This window comes from Wolbachia endosymbiont (group A) of Lasioglossum fulvicorne (genome assembly GCF_964028605.1).
GTDB lineage: Bacteria > Pseudomonadota > Alphaproteobacteria > Rickettsiales > Anaplasmataceae > Wolbachia.
Window position 1 is genome coordinate 549,789 of record NZ_OZ034798.1, and the last position, 20,375, is coordinate 570,163.

The window sequence follows — 20,375 nt, forward strand, 5'->3', positions numbered from 1 at the left end:
GTTGGTAAACACGAAAGCGCTTTACAACGTTTTTGATGGAACTGCGTGAAAGGACTGGATGCCATTGTCACGCACTGGCATGACACCCATTTGTTCCTATAGTTATAGCATTTCTTATAATAGTCCGAACAGGTCATAGGAAGGCAGAATCAACAGCACGACGAAAGGATTCGAATAGAGGAATGTTTTTCCTAGCTCTGTTTTTTATAGCAAACCAATGATGCTCAATTTTGTTGAAATCTGGAGAATACGGCGGCAGATATAAAATTTCTGCACCAACTCCTCTAGCAAGCTCGATAATCTTACCAGACTTATGAAAAGTAGCATTGTCAAGAATGACAGTCTGTCCAGGTTCCAAGATCGGTGTCAAAAATTGCTCAAACCATCCATTAAAAACATCCATATTACAGTGGCCTTCAAAGGTTAATGGAGCAACTATCTTTCTTCTACTTAAGGCTGCAACCATACTGATTCGTTGAGTTTTCTTTCCAGATTTTAGGCCATAAAACCGCTGTCCTTTCTGGCAATACCCATATGGATAGTCCTCTGTGTTATCAATGCCAGACTCATCTATATAAACTAAGTTTTCTGGTTCTTTTGTTGCTATAATTTTTAAGAATTCAGCACGTTTTTCTTCGTTTCTTTCCTTGTATCCATATGTCTTTTTTTGCGCGTAAATCCAATTTTTCTGAGAGCTCGGTGGATCGTTTGGATACTAACGTTGCCCCAAAGTTTAGCCATTTCCGACAGAGTCTTTCCTCCGTTTTCTCTGGCAAATTTAGCAAAGGCATCCCAGTCGGTAATTTTGTGATTGTAACCTCCATTTCCAAGTTTTTTTGATTGAAAGTCTCCTGTTTCTTTTCTTCTTTGCTGCCACTCCCATAAAGTAGTTCGTCCAATTTTAAATCTTGCTGCCACTGTTTCTCTGCTTCCTCCCTCCTCTAGCGCTTCCATTGCTTTTTTCCTTAAGTCATAACTATATGCTGCTGGCACTCAACCTCCTTATCATCGTCTATCCTTATCTTATCACATCCGGACTTCTATGAAAAGAGCTATATCTTTTCTCGTCTACCTTACTGCCACTCTGCTGAACGGATACCTATTTCTTTCTATTAAATAAGAATAAATTGCCTATACAAAAATAGATTGGCAATATTTCAAGTCTGCCAAGCAGCATTAAAAACGATAGAAATAATTTTACTTCATTACTGAAAGAGGAATAATTACCCGAAGGGCCTATTAAATTACTAAATCCCGGGCCAGAGTTTGTAAGCGTTGCAGAGACTGAACTGATGCTAGTTATAAAGTCTGCATTGCTTAAGTAAGACATCACTATTGATGAAACGGTAAGCGTTAACATGAAAATTGCAAAAAATATAAAGACAGAGTGAACTTCATCATTCTCCAGGGTTTTTCCATTGAATTTTACCCTATCGCCTGCGCCTGGGTTTAATAAAAGGCGAAAGTGATTTTCTATAGATCTTAGAGCCTGTTCATAATCTTTTCAGAAGTAAGGCAGTGAAAGCCAGAACGACCATTTGTAGGCTAGTATTGAGTTTTCGCTCACAATTTTTCCACAATCTTCTACATTTTTCTAACCAAGCAAAAGATCGCTCCACAACCCATCTTTTGGGCAATACAACAAAGGAATGTAATTCATTTCTTTTTATCACTTCAACGGTTGCACCAATAATCGTTTTTATTTGAGTTGCAAAATTCTCTCCAGTATAGCCTGCATCAACCAGTACATTTTTAACTCCCGAGAGGTTTTCTTTTGCATTTTCGACCATTCTCACAGCACTGCTACGGTCAGTTATCTCTGCTGTTGTTATATAAATTGCATGGGGCAAACCTTGCGTATCTACTGCAATATGGCGTTTTATTCCTGAAATCTTTTTGCCTGCATCATAGCCTTTTTCTTCAGCAGTATCTGCATTTTTTACACTCTGTGCATCAATTATGCAGAAGCTGGTTTTTTCTTTCCGACCATTGTTTTGTCGGACCACGCCAACTATTTTTTTTTAACACCAGCTCCAGAACACTTTCTTTATCTGCATCTGGTTTTTCACTCCACTTCTTAAAATAGTCGTAACAATTGCGCCATTTTGGAAACTCTTTTGGTAGCATTCTCCACTGACAACCGCTTTTCAGAACGTATAACACTCCACAAAATACATCATACAAATCAAGTTTTCTTGGTTTTGTTTTTTTTCTACAGGACTCTAGATCTGGTAACATAATCTCAAATCTTTCCCGACTTATATCACTTGGGTATAAACTCCTCATATATCCTAACTTATATATATTATCTCTTAGAGCCTGTTCATAATCTTTTCAGAAGTAAGGCAGTGAAAGCCAGAACGACCATTTGTAGGCTAGTATTAAGTTTTCGCTCACAATTTTTCCACAATCTTCTACATTTTTCTAACCAAGCAAAAGATCGCTCCACAACCCATCTTTTGGGCAATACAACAAAGGAATGTAATTCATTTCTTTTTATCACTTCAACGGTTGCACCAATAATCGTTTTTATTTGAGTTGCAAAATTCTCTCCAGTATAGCCTGCATCAACCAGTACATTTTTAACTCCCGAGAGGTTTTCTTTTGCATTTTCGACCATTCTCACAGCACTGCTACGGTCAGTTATCTCTGCTGTTGTTATATAAATTGCATGGGGCAAACCTTGCGTATCTACTGCAATATGGCGTTTTATTCCTGAAATCTTTTTGCCTGCATCATAGCCTTTTTCTTCAGCAGTATCTGCATTTTTTACACTCTGTGCATCAATTATGCAGAAGCTGGTTTTTTCTTTCCGACCATTGTTTTGTCGGACCACGCCAACTATTTTTTTTTAACACCAGCTCCAGAACACTTTCTTTATCTGCATCTGGTTTTTCACTCCACTTCTTAAAATAGTCGTAACAATTGCGCCATTTTGGAAACTCTTTTGGTAGCATTCTCCACTGACAACCGCTTTTCAGAACGTATAACACTCCACAAAATACATCATACAAATCAAGTTTCCTTGGTTTTGTTTTTTTTCTACAGGACTCTAGATCTGGTAACATAATCTCAAATCTTTCCCGACTTATATCACTTGGGTATAAACTCCTCATATATCCTAACTTATATATATTATCTCTTAGTTTATTCCTTTCTTGAGATCATGTACAGGTTCTAAGGTAAAGTTAGCTAGAATTGGAGAAATTGTACCTCCTTGCGGAGTACCTGCAGTTGTGGGGTACAGGGTTTTTGATTCTAGGAAGCCAGCCTTTAACCAACTGTGGAGGATTTTTTTCTCCATAGGAATATGCTTCATGAGCCATTCATGGTTAATGTTGTCAAAACACCCTTTGATATCGCCTTCTAGTATCCATTGTGGTCGATTGCGCCTTGCCAGTAATAAATGACAAGCGACAATAGCATCTGCGCAGGATCTTTTGGGTCTAAAGCCATAGGAGTGACGGTTGCTGATTGTTTCAGATACTGGCTCCAGGGCAAACAAATATAATGCTTGCATGGCTCTATCTTTTATCGTGGGTATTCCAAGAGGCCTTCTTTTGCCATTAGATTTACTGATGTAAATTCGTTTTAGCGGAGAAGGTTTATATCCTCTTTGTTTTAACTGCTTTATTCCTTGAAATTTAGCATTGCAAGTTGACCATAGTTGACGATCTACACCTGCTGTGTTTTTTCCTTGGTTTTCAGTTACTCTTTTAACAGCTAAAGTTTTGCCGCTAAAGGAGCGTGTGAGAAGATGTTGTAGAGCTTTCACCTTACCCCATCTTCCTTGTTGGACAGCCTTAACAATACGTCTTTGTAGCCTCACAATAACTTTCTGGCATTTCTTCCATGGCAACTGCTTCCATGCTTCAAAGCTTTCGGTAGATGCACTTACAGGTTTACTTGTAATCATCTGCTTTCCTACCTTAAGTGGTTAACAAAGTTTCTTGTCACGAGGGACCAAATGGAAGTCTGCTCGTTTTCACGCGAATTAATGTTACAAATTCTATCCATTTCGTTACAAAATGGCATTCGCTTTCTCCATTATCCTTTACCTGCACTTCCATCAGCATTCCTTGCGGTTTGCTTGCCATGTAGGCGAAAATACAGGCTTACCCTGTTCCTTTTGTCATACAATAGTGGGTTAGGTGGCTTCTCTATACCGGTGGAATTATTATTTGCGTACATCCAGAAATGAAAAATGTAACTCATCCACATTACCTTTTGGTCGGAGCTTATCAGCATCTTTAGCTCTTTCATCATTACGATACTTATTAAGCTTCACTTACGTTCACCATACCACTAAGCCTAGCCCTCCAACCACATGATGCTTGTAGTTTATGCTTTCTCTCACGATTGAGCATCTTCTTTATCAAGAGGAGGTTCATTGTCCGCATCGCTTGGCACCAACTAGTTGCCCGATTCGCACTGATGCGTAGACTCAGATGGCAAAACATCTGGTTCAATAAGTTTTAGAATCCTTTCAGTTTCTTTCTGAATGAATTCCTCTCCTTTTAAACAATATGACCGAAGACTTTCAGGTCGTACCATTTCAATAATTAGCTGGGTTCCAGCAGAATCAGTACAGAGAACATCAACAATGCTCTGCTTTTGAGAAGCAATATCAGGATCCTGAATGGGACTTAAGAAAGAAACATCTCTTATCTGATCAACACCAGTAAGGCCTAGCATATCATTAAGAAAGTGAATAAGAATGTCCTTATTATTTACAGAGCCAAAAATACGCCGAAAGGCAAAGTCGTTCTTAGGGTCGAGAAACTTAGATAAAGCCATAGCCAAAGTGCTTAAAAATATTAATAATTATACACTATTATTAACAACTATTCAACCATATTTTTGAAGATAGCTATAGCTAACACGTCATAGCCGCCACGAACCGTCATACCGCGATTCATTCGCGGTATCTCAGCCGCTAACAAGTAGCAGGATGACGATTGTCGGTGAACTTTAGCTATAAAAGTCTAATTTTGCTTAGTAAGCACACTAACTATGAAACAATCTATATTACCATCAAAAACAGAATTTATATTGCCCACTTCATGTCCGGTTCTTAAATCCTTCACCATTTGATATGGATGCATAACGTACGATCTGATCTGATTGCCCCAGCCTATATCGCATTTTTTACCATATTCTTCAGCCATTTTCTGTTCTTTTTTTTCCAGTTCAATTTGGTATAAACGTCCTTTAAGTAATTTTAACGCCTCATCTTTATTTCTGTGTTGAGAACGACCATTTTGGCATTGAACTACAACACCAGTTGGAATATGCGTAATGCGTACCGCACTTTCAGTCTTGTTCACATGCTGACCGCCTGCTCCAGAAGCTCGGTAGGTGTCGATCTTTAGATCCTTTTCATCCACAGCAATATCAATTGAATCTTCGATCACTGGAGTTACTCCTACACTTGCAAAACTGGTATGACGTTTACCATTTGCATCAAATGGCGATATTCTAACCAGCCTGTGAATTCCACTTTCACTTTTTGCCCACCCATAAGCTTTTTCTCCAACGATTTTTATCATTGCAGACTTTATACCAACCGACTCTCCTTCTAATTTTTCTACAACTTCAACTTTAAAGTTGTGATAAATTTCTGCCCACCTTATATACATGCGCATCAGCATTTCAGCCCAATCATTGCTCTCGGTTCCGCCAGCTCCTGAGTGGATTTCTAAAAAGCAGTTATTATTATCTGCTTCACCAGTAAATAGGGACTATGTTTCTTTACACTTGATTAATTTCTCTAACTTTATCAGCTCATTTTTAACTTCAGAGAAAAACTCTTCATCATTTTCATCAATAGCAGATTTCATTAAATCGATAGCGTTATTGTAATCACTTTCCAACTTTAAAAACGACTCTACGTCATTCTTAATTTTAGAACGTTCTTTTAAAACTTCTTGTGCTTTTTGGTTATCTTGCCATAGGTCATCATTCAACGCTTGGGAGTCAAGCTCTTCAAGACGCAACTTTAATTTTTCTATGTCAAAGACACCTCCTGATAAGAGAAATACTTTTATTTAAGCTTTGAAAGTGTTCAAGAATTTCTGGATAAGTTTTCATTATACTTTAGATTTTAATATATTTACTATCAATAACAATAACAGTAAACAAAATAGAAATTTAACCATATGATAGTTAATTTAAATAATTTCATTATACTTTAATGTTTAAGGGAATCAAGCGCGTATATTTATTAAAAAATAAGGTAAAGTAATGAATATTGAAATAAGTTCCCATTATGGTTTAGACAAAAAGGCTATTGATGACTTAATAGAGTCACTTGATAACGAGGAGCTAGAGAATGTTCGTAATATTGTAAAAACGATAGACAGTGTTCAGTTAGCTTATTTTTTATCTACTTCGATCAGTGATCACAGGGAGAAATTAGTTAATATCCTCGATCAACACTTGTTAAGTGATGCCCTAGTGCATGTAGTGCCAGATTTACAAATAGAGATCATAGAAACATTGGGAATAGAAAATACAGCAAAGTTACTAATGCTCCTTGATGTAGAAGATATAGTAACCATAGTGAAAGATTTAGATAGAAAGTCTGTAGAAAATATACTTTACTATTTGCCCAGCAAGACTCAGAAATCAGTAGAGGAGTTGCTATCATACCCAGAAGAAAGTGCAGGAAGGTTAATACATAAAGATATGGTTATAGCTCCATATTATTGGACAATAAATCAACTGACAGAATTTGTGTGCAACTATAAAAAAATACCAGAAAAATTTCACCAGATATTCATTATCAACTCAAAATTAGAGCCTATAGGCAGTGTTAATTTAAATAAGGTAATATCTCACTCAGGAGACACAATAATAAAAGAGATAATGGATCATGACATAAAAATCATTAAAACTGGAGTAGACCAAGAGGAAGTAGCAAGAATATTTAAAGATTACTCTCTATTATCAGCTCCGGTAGTAAATAAGAATGGTAAAATTATTGGTGTGATCTTAATTGAAGATGTGATAAAAGTTGTTCAACAAGAAACAGAAGAGGACGTACTCAAAATAAGCGGTGTATCTTCTAAAGCCGATATAAATGCCCCTATACATAAAACTATAATTAAAAGGCTACCTTGGTTACTGTTTAACCTCTTAGCTGCAACAATGTGTTCCATAGTAGTTGGCTTTTTCGATGACGTAATAAAAAGTTTTATAGTGCTGCCAATAATCATGCCGATAATTGCATCAATGAGCGGAAATGCAGGATCCCAAACAGTAACGCTAACCATCCGGGCAATCGCAACAAAATATCTAACTGAGCAAAATGCAAAAAGAATACTGATGAAAGAATTTTTAATAGGTCTTATAAACGGGGTGATTTTATCTACTATTTCATTAATAGTATTAGCAATAAGGTTTCACAACTTCAAAGTGGAGATGATTTTTGTGGTCTCCATGATTATGATGTCAATTATTGCAACGTTCATCGGAACTTTCATTCCTATAATGCTTCATCGCTTAAAGTCTGACCCTGCCGTTTCTTCTTCAATCCTAACATCGGCAACAACTGATATTCTCTCAGCTTTTATATTTCTTGGTTTAGCTACGATCTTTTTATTAAACAGTTGACACTATCTATAGCTATACCGCCCACAACTGTACGAACATTGCAATTTGCAGGCAATTTGCGTGGCAGATGGTGTCATCCCAGTGCCCCTCCTATGATGTCATCCCAGTGCTTGACACTGGGATCCAGATTGGGCACTAAGTTGGTAAACACGAAAGCGCTTTACAACGTTTTTGATGGAACTGCGTGAAAGGACTGGATGCCAGTGTCACGCACTGGCATGACACCCATTTGTTCCTATAGTTATCTTTTCTCGTCTACCTTACTGCCACTCTGCTGAACGGATACCTATTTCTTTCTATTAAATAAGAATAAATTGCCTATACAAAAATAGATTGGCAATATTTCAAGTCTGCCAAGCAGCATTAAAAACGATAGAAATAATTTTACTTCATTACTGAAAGAGGAATAATTACCCGAAGGGCCTATTAAATTACTAAATCCCGGGCCAGAGTTTGTAAGAGCCTGTTCATAATCTTTTCAGAAGTAAGGCAGTGAAAGCCAGAACGACCATTTGTAGGCTAGTATTGAGTTTTCGCTCACAATTTTTCCACAATCTTCTACATTTTTCTAACCAAGCAAAAGATCGCTCCACAACCCATCTTTTGGGCAATACAACAAAGGAATGTAATTCATTTCTTTTTATCACTTCAACGGTTGCACCAATAATCGTTTTTATTTGAGTTGCAAAATTCTCTCCAGTATAGCCTGCATCAACCAGTACATTTTTAACTCCCGAGAGGTTTTCTTTTGCATTTTCGACCATTCTCACAGCACTGCTACGGTCAGTTATCTCTGCTGTTGTTATATAAATTGCATGGGGCAAACCTTGCGTATCTACTGCAATATGGCGTTTTATTCCTGAAATCTTTTTGCCTGCATCATAGCCTTTTTCTTCAGCAGTATCTGCATTTTTTACACTCTGTGCATCAATTATGCAGAAGCTGGTTTTTTCTTTCCGACCATTGTTTTGTCGGACCACGCCAACTATTTTTTTTTAACACCAGCTCCAGAACACTTTCTTTATCTGCATCTGGTTTTTCACTCCACTTCTTAAAATAGTCGTAACAATTGCGCCATTTTGGAAACTCTTTTGGTAGCATTCTCCACTGACAACCGCTTTTCAGAACGTATAACACTCCACAAAATACATCATACAAATCAAGTTTCCTTGGTTTTGTTTTTTTTCTACAGGACTCTAGATCTGGTAACATAATCTCAAATCTTTCCCGACTTATATCACTTGGGTATAAACTCCTCATATATCCTAACTTATATATATTATCTCTTAGTTTATTCCTTTCTTGAGATCATGTACAGGTTCTTAGGTGATTATATTCGTACCACCTTAATTACTGCATCCAGAATGGAAGATTATAGTAGTATTATCTCGCTTGCTGAAGTAGCCCAAAGAGTAGTGACTGTTAATAGAATGCTATATGACTACTACTTTACTATGTACGGTATAAGTCGTGGAAAGAAATCTCTTGAGTGTTTTAATTTCACTAATTTTCTTTTATCCATCTCGTATAGTAATACCTATGAGGCTATGACGGTTTTGTATTCTTGCATGTTTATATACAAGACTGTCGTTGATAGCATGAAAAATAGATTCAAGAAAAATAATAGATATAGGGATTGGTTTGATTTTTGTTACAGTGATTCAGTAAAGTCTGGATGCATTATTTTGGAAAATATTGTTGATGAATATTGCAGCAGAGCAAGAGAAAATGAAAAGAGCAGAATGCTTGAGTTGTTTAGAATAACTGCACAATTTGTGTTGGATTTTTTGAACGGTGCATATAATTTTTCAAGATTAAATCAAGATTTTAAGGAATATTGACAATTTTAAGCTAATTTGTATCCTTAATAAGTATTTTTTAAAATGCTATGAAAAGTAAAGAACATGATTTTCATTTAGTGGATCCAAGCCCTTGGCCAATTGCTATATCAGCAGCAATTCTTATTCTTGCACTGGGATTAGTTGGCGCGCTTCATAAACAAATTTTCGGAATGTTTTGTTTAGTTTTGGGAATCTCCGCAGTATCAGGGGTGCTGTTTTATTGGTGGAGAGATGTAATAAGGGAGGCCATTTATGACAAATGTCACACTGCCATTGTAAAACATGGACTCAAATTTGCAATGTACTTATTTATTCTCTCGGAGGTCATATTTTTTATAGTGTTCTTTTGTTCATTCTTTAAAGCCTGGCTTGATCCAGTTTTTTTATTTGAGGCGTTTTCTCCTGCAAAAAAAGTTGAATGGCCCCCTGAGGGAATTTTGCCACCTGATCCGTGGTCACTACCATTCATGAATACGTTAATATTATTGCTTTCTGGTACAACAATTACTTGGGCAAATCACTCTTTACTTAAAAATGATAAGAAGAGCATGATTAAAATGCTGTCCATAACTATATTGCTTGGGGTTTTTTTTATAATAGTGCAAGCAATAGAGTATCATGAAGCGAGTTTTTCTCTACAAGAAACAGGAGAAAAGCTTATTTATACATCCAATTTTTATATGATTACCGGTTTTCACTGCGCACACGTTATAATAGGAATAATATTTTTATCAGTGTGTTTATTTAGAGCACGGAAAGGCCAATTTACACTTCAGGACCATTTGTGCTTTGAGTTTGCCTCCTGGTATTGGCACTTTGTAGATGTAGTCTGGATATTTTTATTTTTGTTTGTCTATTGGTTAAGCGTTTATTAAGTGGTTAAAATAATAGGTCTAGATCCAGGAATAAGCAAGACTGGGTGGGCCATTATCAGCCTGAACGAAAAAAATAATATTGAATTTTTGGGCGGCGGTACCATATCAACTGATGGTAAATTGGGTACAGGTGAACGCCTACATATAATTTTTGAACAATTAAAGAAAGTAATTTCCCTATACTCTCCGAATGAAGCTGCGGTGGAGAAAATTTTTGTTAATAAAAATCCTCAATCTTCACTAACTTTAGGATATGCAAGAGGGGTTGTAATTTTAGCGTTAAAAATAACAAAGCTAACTATGAATGAATATGATGCAAACTATGTAAAAAAAAGCATTACCGGAAATGGCCATGCTGATAAGGATCAGATTATATTTATGGTGAAGCAAATAGTTAAAAATTTGAGTATAAAATGCCACCATGCTGCTGACGCTCTTGCTGTAGCAATTTGTCATGCTTATACGAAAGGTTCTTGTTTTGTTGAGTAACTTTTATATGAGATTCAGTTTGAAGATTTTCAGATCTGAAAAAACTATTTGATTGTATTTATAGCATTTCTCATAATAGTCCGAACAGGTCATAGGAAGGCAGAATCAACAGCACGACGAAAGGATTCGAATAGAGGAATGTTTTTCCTAGCTCTGTTTTTTATAGCAAACCAATGATGCTCAATTTTGTTGAAATCTGGAGAATACGGCGGCAGATACAAAATTTCTGCACCAACTCCTCTAGCAAGCTCGATAATCTTACCAGACTTATGAAAAGTAGCATTGTCAAGAATGACAGTCTGTCCAGGTTCCAAGATCGGTGTCAAAAATTGCTCAAACCATCCATTAAAAACATCCATATTACAGTGGCCTTCAAAGGTTAATGGAGCAACTATCTTTCTTCTACTTAAGGCTGCAACCATACTGATTCGTTGAGTTTTCTTTCCAGATTTTAGGCCATAAAACCGCTGTCCTTTCTGGCAATACCCATATGGATAGTCCTCTGTGTTATCAATGCCAGACTCATCTATATAAACTAAGTTTTCTGGTTCTTTTGTTGCTATAATTTTTAAGAATTCAGCACGTTTTTCTTCGTTTCTTTCCTTGTATCCATATGTCTTTTTTTGCGCGTAAATCCAATTTTTCTGAGAGCTCGGTGGATCGTTTGGATACTAACGTTGCCCCAAAGTTTAGCCATTTCCGACAGAGTCTTTCCTCCGTTTTCTCTGGCAAATTTAGCAAAGGCATCCCAGTCGGTGATTTTGTGATTGTAACCTCCATTTCCAAGTTTTTTTGATTGAAAGTCTCCTGTTTCTTTTCTTCTTTGCTGCCACTCCCATAAAGTAGTTCGTCCAATTTTAAATCTTGCTGCCACTGTTTCTCTGCTTCCTACCTCCTCTAGCGCTTCCATTGCTTTTTTCCTTAAGTCATAACTATATGCTGCTGGCACTCAACCTCCTTATCATCGTCTATCCTTATCTTATCACATCCGGACTTCTATGAAAAGAGCTATATCTTATCTAACGTTCGTTGCAAAATAATACATGCGGAGATTTTATCATCTATTTTTTTCGATTTTGTGATTGATATTCCAGTAATTTTTAGTGTATGAGTTGCGATAGATGTTGAGAAGCTTTCGTCTTGTAAGTATATATTTACTTCATATTTTTTTATCATTTTATTTGCGAATTGGATTATGGTTTTACACCATTTAGTTTCTTGCTCGTCCATTTTTAATGGTAGTCCTATTACCATTGATCCAGATTCATTTTCTTTGAATATTCTATGCAGATAACCTAAATCTTTGCTCATATTTTTTCTGTGATATATGCTATGAGCTGTGGCTATGAGCTGTGTTTTATCGCTAAATGCTATGCCTATTTGCTTTTCTCCCATGTCAAGGCACATTATGCGCTTATCTTTTGGAATAGACTTTAGAAACTCATCTGGATTTCTATGTAGCATCTATTAGACTTCCTTTAAAGTGACCTTACCCAAAAAAAGTAGAGAGAAAGTTAAGAAAATTTTTTACAAAAAGAATAATGAATCAAATTGCTCAGGAATGCAATAGACTTCTTGCATAACCAAAACTAAGTAGAAAAAAGGTATCATCCAAGCAGCTGACACTGGTTCCTTTATGACGGCAGTGCCCCTATGATGTCATCCGAGTAGCTGACACTGGGATGACACCCTACTTAGCCGTCATACCGCGATTCATTCGCGGTATCTCTAGATCCCGCTAACAAGCAGCGGGATGACGGTTGTCAGGCCAGCCTGTCATCCGAGTAGCTTGACTACTTGGATCCAGGAAAAAGAATGGTGTCATCCCAGTGCCTTCTCCTGTCATCCCAGTGCCCAGACACTGGTATCCAGAAGACTTAATTTCAACCAAGTGGCTGCATAATAAAGGCTGGATTCCAGTGTCAAGCACTGGAATGACACCTCTCTTGGGCTCTTTTAGTATAAATATTTAAGAAATTTACCAAATAAAAAAAAGGCAAAAGAAGCCCTAGTCATTGTCTATTTTCAGTATTGGCGTTTTTTAAGTCTTAAACGCTGCAATTTAGCTGCTTTTAAATGCGACTAACCTTAGCTATAAATGTTTAAGAAATTTACCAGGCAGAAAAAAAAGGCACAGAAAACCCGCAGTAGCTAGTTATTCACTCTCTATTTTAAAATTTGACGTTGGGTGATGTCTTGAACGCTTTATAAGCGCGTTTCAGCTTATATAGGTAAAAACCTAGAAATTTGATAAAGACATAAGGTACACATAGTGCAAAAAATTAAGCACAGTACGCCAAATACAAGTTTTCTTGTCGTTTTAATCTGCACAGATTGGGAAGTTAAATAATATAGCTTCAGTTTCATAATAAGGGGGCTGGCGAAGGGTGTCAAGTAAGTTTTGCATTTAATCTGTTTCTATGGGTAGAACAATCTGCATACCACTTAGCTAACATGAGTTTTGTTTTGACTTTTTGTGTTAATTTTGCAAAATATTAAGATTATCATTTAAATAAAATACATGACGAAAGAGGATTGGGAAGCGGTAATTGGGCTTGAGGTGCACGCTCAAGTTTCTTCTAATACGAAGCTATTTTCTAGCTCATCAACGGAGTTTGGTGCTGAGCATAACACTCAAGTTTCTCTAGTTGATGCGGCAATGCCAGGTACGCTGCCAATACTAAATTATTACTGCATAGAGCAAGCAATACGCACTGGTCTTGCACTTTCTGCAGAAATTAATAAGTGTTCTTACTTTGATCGGAAAAATTATTTTTATCCTGATTTACCGCAAGGTTACCAGATAACCCAGTTTTTTGAGCCAATAGTTAAAAATGGTAGAGTATTTATCAACGATAATGAAAAAGAAATAAGAATCGCGAGAATTCATTTAGAGCAAGATGCAGGAAAGAGCATTCATGAGGAAAGCAAAACTTATGTGGATTTAAATCGTGCAGGGGTTGCTTTAATGGAAATTGTTTCAGAACCAGATCTCCGTTCATCTGCGGAAGCTGCAGAATGCATGAAAAAATTGAGGCAGATTTTGCGTTACATTGGTTCGTGTGATGGTGATATGGAAAAGGGATCACTTCGTTGTGATGCAAATGTTTCTGTCCGCCCAAAAGGCAGTAGCACATTTGGCACTCGTTGTGAGATAAAAAATCTGAACTCGATACGTTATATTGTGCAAGCTATAGACTATGAAATACAAAGACAAATTAAAATTTTAGAAAGTGGGGAAGAAATAAGTCAAGATACCTTATTGTTTGATGTTGCTTCGGGAAAAACAAAAGTGATGCGAAACAAAGAGGATGCAAGCGACTATAGATACTTCCCTGAACCTGACTTGTTGCCAATTGAGGTAAGCCAGGATAAAATCGATTCTATTAAATCATCTTTGCCCGAGTTACCAGATCAAAAAAAGCTGCGATACATTGAAGAATTGGGTATCAACGAATACGATGCAAACGTCATTACTTCCGATAAGGCAATCGCTGATTACTTTGAGGAATTGATAAAAAAACATGATTCAAAGCTCGCGGTTACCTGGTTAACCGTAGAGCTTTTTGGTCGTTTAAATAAAGCAGGTATTGATATTGTGAGCTCTCCAATCAAAGCGGATGCTTTGTCCGAACTCTTAGATTTTATCGTTGATGGAACGATCTCTGCTAAACTTGGCAAACAAGTATTCGATAGTATGTTTGAAACTGGCAAACCTGCATCTTTAATTATAGAAGAGCAGGACCTAAAACAGATCACAGATAAAGGTCAAATAGCAGAAGTTATCGACAAAATCATCAATAACAACCAAGATAAAGTTCAAGAATACAAAAGTGGTAAAACAAAGTTATACGGATTCTTTGTCGGCGAAGTCATGAAATCCACTAAGGGAAAAGCCAGCCCCGATGTCGTGAACTTGGTTTTGAGTGAGAGATTAAGTAATTAGTCACATTTTTTTATTTACATAACAGCATATCTCGTAGATATTCCAAGGTCTTTGTTACGATATCTGTATATCATGATATATAACTTTTTTACCATTTGTTGGTACTATTTTTAAAATTATGTGAGGTTGAGGATGCCTGTAAGATTATCCTGCTCGGCGGTTAAGCGCACCTTTCATGGTATTATGTATCAAGCGAGATGGCTAATGCTGTTTCCTAAACATGCAGTAGATAGAGAGTATTCTTTCCGCCTATTCACAGAGAAAAAATCAGCTAAGAACCTGTACATGATCTCAAGAAAGGAATAAACTAAGAGATAATATATATAAGTTAGGATATATGAGGAGTTTATACCCAAGTGATATAAGTCGGGAAAGATTTGAGATTATGTTACCAGATCTAGAGTCCTGTAGGAAAAAAACAAAACCAAGAAAACTTGATTTGTATGATGTATTTTGTGGAGTGTTATACGTTCTGAAAAGCGGTTGTCAGTGGAGAATGCTACCAAAAGAGTTTCCAAAATGGCGCAATTGTTACGACTATTTTAAGAAGTGGAGTGAAAAACCAGATGCAGATAAAGAAAGTGTTCTGGAGCTGGTGTTAAAAAAAAATAGTTGGCGTGGTCCGACAAAACAATGGTCGGAAAGAAAAAACCAGCTTCTGCATAATTGATGCATAGAGTGTAAAAAATGCAGATACTGCTGAAGAAAAAGGCTATGATGCAGGCAAAAAGATTTCAGGAATAAAACGCCATATTGCAGTAGATACGCAAGGTTTGCCCCATGCAATTTATATAACAACAGCAGAGATATAGCTCTTTTCATAGAAGTCCGGATGTGATAAGATAAGGATAGACGATGATAAGGAGGTTGAGTGCCAGCAGCATATAGTTATGACTTAAGGAAAAAAGCAATGGAAGCGCTAGAGGAGGGAGGAAGCAGAGAAACAGTGGCAGCAAGATTTAAAATTGGACGAACTACTTTATGGGAGTGGCAGCAAAGAAGAAAAGAAACAGGAGACTTTCAATCAAAAAAACTTGGAAATGGAGGTTACAATCACAAAATCACCGACTGGGATGCCTTTGCTAAATTTGCCAGAGAAAACGGAGGAAAGACTCTGTCGGAAATGGCTAAACTTTGGGGCAACGTTAGTATCCAAACGATCCACCGAGCTCTCAGAAAAATTGGATTTACGCGCAAAAAAAGACATATGGATACAAGGAAAGAAACGAAGAAAAACGTGCTGAATTCTTAAAAATTATAGCAACAAAAGAACCAGAAAACTTAGTTTATATAGATGAGTCTGGCATTGATAACACAGAGGACTATCCATATGGGTATTGCCAGAAAGGACAGCGGTTTTATGGCCTAAAATCTGGAAAGAAAACTCAACGAATCAGTATGGTTGCAGCCTTAAGTAGAAGAAAGATAGTTGCTCCATTAACCTTTGAAGGCCACTGTAATATGGATGTTTTTAATGGATGGTTTGAGCAATTTTTGACACCGATCTTGGAACCTGGACAGACTGTCATTCTTGACAATGCTACTTTTCATAAGTCTGGTAAGATTATCGAGCTTGCTAGAGGAGTTGGTGCAGAAATTTTGTATCTGCCGCCGTATTCTCCAGATTTCAACAAAATTGAGCATCATTGGTTTGCTATAAAAAACAGAGCTAGGAAAAACATTCCTCTATTCGAATCCTTTCGTCGTGCTGTTGATTCTGCCTTCCTATGACCTGTTCGGACTATTATGAGAAATGCTATAACTGACCGTAGCAGTGCTGTGAGAATGGTCGAAAATGCAAAAGAAAACCTCTCGGGAGTTAAAAATGTACTGGTTGATGCAGGCTATACTGGAGAGAATTTTGCAACTCAAATAAAAACGATTATTGGTGCAACCGTTGAAGTGATAAAAAGAAATGAATTACATTCCTTTGTTGTATTGCCCAAAAGATGGGTTGTGGAGCGATCTTTTGCTTGGTTAGAAAAGTGTAGAAGATTGTGGAAAAACTGTGAGCGAAAACTCAATACTAGCCTACAAATGGTCGTTCTGGCTTTCACTGCCTTACTTCTGAAAAGATTATGAACAGGCTCTAAGAACCTGTACATGATCTCAAGAAAGGAATAAACTAAGAGATAATATATATAAGTTAGGATATATGAGGAGTTTATACCCAAGTGATATAAGTCGGGAAAGATTTGAGATTATGTTACCAGATCTAGAGTCCTGTAGAAAAAAAACAAAACCAAGGAAACTTGATTTGTATGATGTATTTTGTGGAGTGTTATACGTTCTGAAAAGCGGTTGTCAGTGGAGAATGCTACCAAAAGAGTTTCCAAAATGGCGCAATTGTTACGACTATTTTAAGAAGTGGAGTGAAAAACCAGATGCAGATAAAGAAAGTGTTCTGGAGCTGGTGTTAAAAAAAAATAGTTGGCGTGGTCCGACAAAACAATGGTCGGAAAGAAAAAACCAGCTTCTGCATAATTGATGCACAGAGTGTAAAAAATGCAGATACTGCTGAAGAAAAAGGCTATGATGCAGGCAAAAAGATTTCAGGAATAAAACGCCATATTGCAGTAGATACGCAAGGTTTGCCCCATGCAATTTATATAACAACAGCAGAGATAACTGACCGTAGCAGTGCTGTGAGAATGGTCGAAAATGCAAAAGAAAACCTCTCGGGAGTTAAAAATGTACTGGTTGATGCAGGCTATACTGGAGAGAATTTTGCAACTCAAATAAAAACGATTATTGGTGCAACCGTTGAAGTGATAAAAAGAAATGAATTACATTCCTTTGTTGTATTGCCCAAAAGATGGGTTGTGGAGCGATCTTTTGCTTGGTTAGAAAAATGTAGAAGATTGTGGAAAAATTGTGAGCGAAAACTCAATACTAGCCTACAAATGGTCGTTCTGGCTTTCACTGCCTTACTTCTGAAAAGATTATGAACAGGCTCTAAGAGAACAAAGTGAAAAGTCTATTGTACAAATTTTAGATTCATCCGCTGAGGAGGTGTTAAGGAGTTTCTGTGATAGCCCTGTACAGTCTCCAGAGCATGAAGAAGTCAGTGCATCCTCTGCTTCACATGAAGAGCATGCTACAGAAGGTCCGGAAACTAGTGTTAATCCAGATCTTTTGTCAACCTAATCAACCCCATATATATGTTTTTTTTGTACCCATGCTTTGCGTTTTGGGGTGGAAAGAAAGCACCATTCTTCGTTGCACTTTTCTATTTTCATTACAACAAACTTGTCTATTTTCATAGTAATCTTGCTGTCTACACTCTGTTTTTGATATCCATAAGTATCTTCTTTTACAATCGCGTAGCGCTTATCACTAAGAAGATTGCCTTTTATCCATCCGCAGTCTTCATGTGCATCACAGACCTTTTTCCAACTCTCAAACTCTTCTATCACTTTCAGGGGCAGATTTTTGCAAGTGTATATCCATTTTACAGGATAGTGAAACCCTGGCCCCGTTCTCATGTTGATCTTATTTGATTTAGTTGAAACAAAGTTGCTAGCAAACAAGCTAGGGCTAAATAATAAAAACAATAGGATAATAGTACTGAACCAAGATCCCAGTGTTACGCGCTGGGATAACGTGAGGGATAGTGTAACAGACTTATTCATCATAATTCACGATTAGGTTGACATAAGATAAAGAGTAAATTAAAAATTGAATAGATCTTTAAATGCAAAATCAATGCCTATAGAAATATTAATGCCTGCTCTTTCACCGACAATGAGCAAAACTGGAGGAAAAATTGTAAAGTGGCATAAAAAAGAACAAGACAAAGTTGAAGTAGGCGACGTAATTGCTGAGATAGAGACTGATAAAGCCATAATGGAGTTTGAATCTGTAGATGAAGGAGTTGTAGCAAAAATTTTAGTAACAGAAGGAACAAGTGGCGTGCCTGTAAATCAACCAATAGCTTTAATGCTGGAAGAAGGAGAAGGTGAAAGTGCACTCGATAACTATGTTTCAGCTTCTGCCACCAATATTGAAGCTAAGAAAGAAGTTGAAACCAATTCCTCAGTGCCATCCAACTCTTCAATGTTACCCAACTCTTCAATATCATCCAATTCTTCAATATCATCCAACCCTCCAATGTCATCCAACTCTTCAATGTCATCCCAGTGCTTGACACTGGGATCTAGAAAAGAGGAAGGAACAGAAGGTAGAATAAAAATAAGCCCATTAGCTAAGAAAATAGCTCAAAATGAAGGGGTTAATGTGCAGCAATTAAAAGGTACAGGACCATATGGTCGCATAATTAAGGCTGATGTGTTGGAGTTTTTAGGCAGTGGTATACGTACTGAAAGTCCTGAGAAAGATACCATAGTTGAAGTAAGCAACATGCGCCAAGTGATAGCACAGCGCCTGACTGAATCAAAACAGAATGTTCCACATTTTTATTTAACTGTAGACTGCCAGGTTGATAAGTTAATATCGTTAAAAGACGAGATTAACTCAGCAGATGAAAACAATAAAGTAACAATTAATGACTTAGTAATAAAAGCTGTGGCCTTCAGTATGAAAAAATTTCCTGATATAAATTCTTCGTGGATAGATAATAAAATACTTAAATACTCGAATGTAGATATTTCAATTGCTGTGGCACTTGAAGATGGGCTAATTACTCCTATAGTAAAAAGTGCTGATAAAAAGGGTATTTTATCTATATCAAAAGAAGTGAAAGATTTAGTAAGCAGAGCAAGATCTGGAAAATTGAAACCTGAAGAGTTTCAAGGAGGAGGGTTTACTATCTCCAACTTAGGCATGTTTGGTATAAAAGCCTTCAGTGCTATAATCAATCCACCACAATCTTGTATAATGGCAGTTGGTGCATCCAAAAAGCAACCGGTTATTGTAAATGACAAAATAGAAATAGCAGAAATAATGACAGTAACGCTCTCTGTTGACCATAGAGCAGTTGATGGGGCACTCGGAGCAAAGTTTTTAAATGCCTTTAAGCATTATATAGAGAATCCTCTGGTGATGTTTATTGAAACTGCGGTAACTTATTAGCATCGTTATTACAAAATTAATACCTCTAAGTTTATAATTCTACTAGTTAATAGGCTTAGAGGTAAAAAAATGAATACTACAGTAGAAAAAAATAATCCAAAAATTTTTCCTAAAAATGAAGGAAAGATTAATTCAAAAGGTATGGTTGCTCCACCTGTTCCTCCGAAATCTTCCCAAGCTAAATTTGCTGGAATAAAAGCAATTTTTGAGCGAAATGCACCTCATTCTCAAGCAAATGATAGTAATAAAACAGTGAGTAACAATCTTGGAAGAACATTTGGCCCAACAATGCAAAAACTCATGGAAGACAACATTCATAGCACTCCTAACAAACAACGCCGTGATTCAGGGGATAGTGGCATATCTTCATGCAGTGATGTTAGTAGCAGTACTCTTGATAAAAAAGCTAAAGCTTATAATCCACTTGATTGGAATCCAATCTATCAAGGTAAAAAGCTCTTCAGCTTAGGCAATATGTCGAGTAATTCGTCTTCATGTAGTGAAAAAAGCAATATTTCAGATGTAAGCGATAAGTCTAAGAACCTGTACATGATCTCAAGAAAGGAATAAACTAAGAGA

The 20,375-nt window shown here is 36.8% G+C and carries 19 protein-coding genes and 4 pseudogenes; 11 read left to right on the plus strand and 12 right to left on the minus strand.

Translation table 11 applies throughout. The features are described from left to right. Positions 1–133 precede the first annotated feature (133 nt). The 7 genes and pseudogenes from ABWU71_RS02970 to prfB all read right to left on the minus strand — a co-directional run bounded on the left by ABWU71_RS02970 (position 134) and on the right by prfB (position 6,090). Positions 134–993 (minus strand): IS630 family transposase gene (locus tag ABWU71_RS02970; RefSeq protein WP_353284076.1). Its coding sequence is split into 2 segments (ribosomal slippage): positions 134–669 and positions 669–993, totalling 861 coding nucleotides; the frame shifts between segments, so codons are not numbered across the junction. Between the two features lie 106 nt (positions 994–1,099). Then, a complete protein-coding gene (locus tag ABWU71_RS02975; RefSeq protein ID WP_353284883.1) occupies positions 1,100–1,477 on the minus strand; it encodes a potassium transporter TrkG in 378 nt (125 codons plus the stop codon). Positions 1,478–1,493: 16 nt separating this feature from the next. Next, positions 1,494–2,286 (minus strand): IS5 family transposase gene (locus ABWU71_RS02980; protein WP_265023453.1). Its coding sequence is split into 2 segments (ribosomal slippage): positions 1,494–2,021 and positions 2,023–2,286, totalling 792 coding nucleotides; the frame shifts between segments, so codons are not numbered across the junction. Between the two features lie 37 nt (positions 2,287–2,323). Next, positions 2,324–3,116, minus strand: a protein-coding gene (locus ABWU71_RS02985) for an IS5 family transposase (protein ID WP_265023453.1) whose coding sequence is annotated in 2 segments (ribosomal slippage) — positions 2,324–2,851 and positions 2,853–3,116 — 792 coding nt in all. Because the reading frame shifts where the segments join, the coding sequence is not laid out codon by codon here. Positions 3,117–3,142: 26 nt separating this feature from the next. Next, positions 3,143–3,916, minus strand: coding sequence for a reverse transcriptase N-terminal domain-containing protein (locus tag ABWU71_RS02990; RefSeq protein ID WP_410530579.1), 774 nt, complete (start codon positions 3,914–3,916; stop codon positions 3,143–3,145). A gap of 497 nt (positions 3,917–4,413) precedes the next feature. Further along, the gene (locus tag ABWU71_RS02995) at positions 4,414–4,797 is read right to left on the minus strand and encodes a PD-(D/E)XK nuclease family transposase (RefSeq protein WP_353284750.1); all 384 of its coding nucleotides are present in this window, start codon (positions 4,795–4,797) and stop codon (positions 4,414–4,416) included. 188 nt (positions 4,798–4,985) lie between these two features. Continuing rightward, positions 4,986–6,090 (minus strand): annotated as a pseudogene (prfB, locus tag ABWU71_RS03000) (peptide chain release factor 2). A gap of 153 nt (positions 6,091–6,243) precedes the next feature. Between prfB and mgtE the strand changes: the two are divergent. After that, complete coding sequence (mgtE, locus tag ABWU71_RS03005) at positions 6,244–7,614, plus strand: magnesium transporter (protein ID WP_353284749.1); 1,371 nt, start codon at positions 6,244–6,246, stop codon at positions 7,612–7,614. A gap of 286 nt (positions 7,615–7,900) precedes the next feature. On the opposite strand, the pseudogene ABWU71_RS03010 reads toward mgtE, so the two are convergent. Both ABWU71_RS03010 and ABWU71_RS03015 read right to left on the minus strand, forming a co-directional pair. After that, a pseudogene (locus ABWU71_RS03010) lies at positions 7,901–8,074 on the minus strand (TrkH family potassium uptake protein); the annotation flags it as partial. A 7-nt stretch (positions 8,075–8,081) separates the two neighbouring features. Next, positions 8,082–8,874 (minus strand): IS5 family transposase gene (locus ABWU71_RS03015; RefSeq protein WP_265023453.1). Its coding sequence is split into 2 segments (ribosomal slippage): positions 8,082–8,609 and positions 8,611–8,874, totalling 792 coding nucleotides; the frame shifts between segments, so codons are not numbered across the junction. Positions 8,875–8,924: 50 nt separating this feature from the next. Here ABWU71_RS03015 and ABWU71_RS03020 point away from each other — a divergent pair. The 3 genes from ABWU71_RS03020 to ruvC are packed head-to-tail and all read left to right on the plus strand — an operon-like array spanning position 8,925 to position 10,819. Next, a complete protein-coding gene (locus tag ABWU71_RS03020) occupies positions 8,925–9,455 on the plus strand; it encodes a TenA family protein (RefSeq protein WP_353284751.1) in 531 nt (176 codons plus the stop codon). 47 nt (positions 9,456–9,502) lie between these two features. Further along, positions 9,503–10,330, plus strand: coding sequence for a cytochrome c oxidase subunit 3 (locus ABWU71_RS03025; RefSeq protein WP_353284752.1), 828 nt, complete (start codon positions 9,503–9,505; stop codon positions 10,328–10,330). After that, a complete protein-coding gene (ruvC, locus tag ABWU71_RS03030) occupies positions 10,331–10,819 on the plus strand; it encodes a crossover junction endodeoxyribonuclease RuvC (protein WP_353284753.1) in 489 nt (162 codons plus the stop codon). Between the two features lie 89 nt (positions 10,820–10,908). Here the strand turns inward: ruvC and ABWU71_RS03035 are convergent. Both ABWU71_RS03035 and ruvX read right to left on the minus strand, forming a co-directional pair. Further along, positions 10,909–11,768, minus strand: a protein-coding gene (locus ABWU71_RS03035; RefSeq protein ID WP_353284455.1) for an IS630 family transposase whose coding sequence is annotated in 2 segments (ribosomal slippage) — positions 10,909–11,444 and positions 11,444–11,768 — 861 coding nt in all. Because the reading frame shifts where the segments join, the coding sequence is not laid out codon by codon here. 59 nt (positions 11,769–11,827) lie between these two features. Next, complete coding sequence (ruvX, locus tag ABWU71_RS03040) at positions 11,828–12,283, minus strand: Holliday junction resolvase RuvX (protein WP_353284754.1); 456 nt, start codon at positions 12,281–12,283, stop codon at positions 11,828–11,830. Positions 12,284–13,340: 1,057 nt separating this feature from the next. Here ruvX and gatB point away from each other — a divergent pair. From gatB to ABWU71_RS03070, 5 genes and pseudogenes are all read left to right on the plus strand, one after another. Beyond that, on the plus strand, positions 13,341–14,765 hold the full coding sequence (gene gatB / locus ABWU71_RS03050; protein WP_353284755.1) for an Asp-tRNA(Asn)/Glu-tRNA(Gln) amidotransferase subunit GatB: 1,425 nt from the start codon (positions 13,341–13,343) through the stop codon (positions 14,763–14,765). A gap of 337 nt (positions 14,766–15,102) precedes the next feature. Further along, positions 15,103–15,574 (plus strand): annotated as a pseudogene (locus ABWU71_RS03055) (IS5 family transposase); the annotation flags it as partial. A 62-nt stretch (positions 15,575–15,636) separates the two neighbouring features. Beyond that, positions 15,637–16,496, plus strand: a protein-coding gene (locus ABWU71_RS03060) for an IS630 family transposase (protein ID WP_353284076.1) whose coding sequence is annotated in 2 segments (ribosomal slippage) — positions 15,637–15,961 and positions 15,961–16,496 — 861 coding nt in all. Because the reading frame shifts where the segments join, the coding sequence is not laid out codon by codon here. 27 nt (positions 16,497–16,523) lie between these two features. Further along, positions 16,524–16,847, plus strand: a pseudogene (locus ABWU71_RS03065) (transposase); the annotation flags it as partial. Positions 16,848–16,920: 73 nt separating this feature from the next. Further along, positions 16,921–17,713, plus strand: a protein-coding gene (locus ABWU71_RS03070; RefSeq protein WP_265023453.1) for an IS5 family transposase whose coding sequence is annotated in 2 segments (ribosomal slippage) — positions 16,921–17,184 and positions 17,186–17,713 — 792 coding nt in all. Because the reading frame shifts where the segments join, the coding sequence is not laid out codon by codon here. Positions 17,714–17,908: 195 nt separating this feature from the next. Here the strand turns inward: ABWU71_RS03070 and ABWU71_RS03075 are convergent. Beyond that, positions 17,909–18,400: an SH3 domain-containing protein gene (locus ABWU71_RS03075; protein ID WP_353284756.1), complete on the minus strand. Its 492-nt coding sequence runs from the start codon at positions 18,398–18,400 to the stop codon at positions 17,909–17,911. Between the two features lie 70 nt (positions 18,401–18,470). Here ABWU71_RS03075 and ABWU71_RS03080 point away from each other — a divergent pair, with 70 nt between their 5' ends. Both ABWU71_RS03080 and ABWU71_RS03085 read left to right on the plus strand, forming a co-directional pair. Then, positions 18,471–19,796, plus strand: a complete 1,326-nt coding sequence (locus ABWU71_RS03080) for a pyruvate dehydrogenase complex dihydrolipoamide acetyltransferase (protein WP_353284885.1) — start codon at positions 18,471–18,473, stop codon at positions 19,794–19,796. A gap of 69 nt (positions 19,797–19,865) precedes the next feature. After that, a complete protein-coding gene (locus ABWU71_RS03085; protein WP_353284757.1) occupies positions 19,866–20,366 on the plus strand; it encodes a hypothetical protein in 501 nt (166 codons plus the stop codon). Positions 20,367–20,375: the final 9 nt, after the last annotated feature.